The organism is Streptomyces albidus (ex Kaewkla and Franco 2022) (assembly GCF_013870515.1).
Lineage (GTDB): Bacteria > Actinomycetota > Actinomycetes > Streptomycetales > Streptomycetaceae > Streptomyces > Streptomyces albidus.
In genome coordinates this window covers 1-1,572 of the sequence record NZ_JACBXA010000495.1, presented here as the reverse complement: position 1 = coordinate 1,572, position 1,572 = coordinate 1, and the positions used below count along the sequence as shown (strand labels likewise).

Below are 1,572 nucleotides of genomic sequence, written 5' to 3'. Positions count from 1 at the left end.
GGGCCGCCGCTCTGCGTCTGCGTTCCGCCGCCTTCTGCCCGGCCGCTTCCCGGCCGCCTCTCAGGCGGGGTCGTTCGCCCGGGCAGCGGGTCCCGTGCCGGACGGTGCGGACTGTGCCGTGACGACGTGCGGTCCGGGCTCCTGGAGCTGGAAGTACGCGCGTGCCAGCACCCGTTGGGTCAGCGAGCGGCTCCGGCCGACGAGACGGTAGAGGGTGCGCCGGAACGTACCGCCGAGAGCGCCGTGGAGGGCGAACAGCCGCTCCTGGCGGAGCTGCAGCGCACGGGAGCTGGTGACGGAGGCTTCACGCAGACGCTGGAACTCCTCGCCCGCCCGCAGCAGTTCGGCGGTTCCGCCGCCGTCGGCCAGTGCCTCCTGAACGAGCGGCGCGAGTGTCACCGCGTCGATGATGGCGTGGTTGACGCCCTGCCCGAGGATGGGGGTCAGCGTGTGCGCCGCGTCCCCGATCAGGGTCAGGCCCGGCATCGACCAGCGCGGCACGAGCGTGGTGAAGATGTCGAGCATCGAGGTGTCCGACCAGCTGCGGATCTCCTCCCTCACCGCCTTGGAAAGCTCAGGGGCCAGCCGGTCCAGCCGCTCGTAGAGCGCGGGCAGCCCCTGCGCCCGGAGCTCCTTGAGCCCGCCCTTGGGGATGTTGAACCCGACGCGCACGCTGTCCGGCCGGGTCGGGATGAAGAGGCCGTGCTGGTCGCCCTGGATGCGGATGCGGTACGTACGGTCGTCCCACTCGCTCGGGAAGGGCAGCTTCAGCCACACCACGTCCCGGTCCAACGGGACCCGCGTGCACGGGAGTTGTGACATCTCGCGGACCTTGCTGAAGCGGCCGTCCGCGGCCACCGTCAGCGCCGCGTGCACGGTGATCTCGCCGTCGGGCGTACGGGCCCGCACACCCGTGACGGGGCCGTCCCCGTCCCTCACCAGCCCGATGGCCGTGGCCCGGCGAAGCAGGGTGAAGCCTTCGTGCTCCGAGCCCGCTTCGGCCAGCGCGGAGAGCAGCGCGGGCTGAGGCATCTCCACGGGATACGGATGGGGGTAGGTGAAGTCGGAGAAGTGCGCCCGCATGACGGTGCTGCCGGCGTCGACGATCTCCATGTGGTGCATCTGCTGGTACTCGCCGTCGAGCCGCTTGAGCAGGCCCAGCTCGTCCAGCAGCCACACCGAGTCGGGGGAGACGGACTCCCCGCGGAAGGAGCGGTCGAAGTGCCTGCTCTGCTCCAGCACCACGACGGAGACCGACCGTCTGGCGAGTTCGAGGGCCAGCGTGAGACCGGCCGGACCTCCTCCGACCACGCACACCTGTGCGGTCAGCTCAGTTGTCATCAGGACTCCTCCGTGGGTGCCCCCGCCGTCAGGCCGGGGTGGGGTCGCCCCTGGCGGAGCCAAGGGGAGAAGCGGACTTCTGCGGAGCAGGGCAGGGCGGGTCTTCGGCAGTCCTCTCGCTCAGGAGGGGAGGAAGTCCTCCCTTGCTGCCCTTACAGCAGGAGCCAGGGGCGGCCGATGTTCCGGGCAACTCCTAAAGGAGTGCTTGCAGTGCAGGCAGTGGGAGCCCTT

General features: G+C 70.6%; 1 protein-coding gene. It reads right to left on the bottom strand.

Annotated features, from left to right (window positions below):
- Window positions 1-60 precede the first annotated feature (60 nt).
- Complete coding sequence (locus H5J26_RS30855; RefSeq protein ID WP_181769236.1) at window positions 61-1,341, bottom strand: FAD-dependent oxidoreductase; 1,281 nt, start codon at window positions 1,339-1,341, stop codon at window positions 61-63.
- Window positions 1,342-1,572: the final 231 nt, after the last annotated feature.

Bases quoted from the DNA above. Each gene is read 5' to 3' on its own strand.
- H5J26_RS30855 (WP_181769236.1), bottom strand. From the start codon at position 1,341: ATGACAACTGAGCTGACCGCACAGGTGTGCGTGGTCGGAGGAGGTCCG.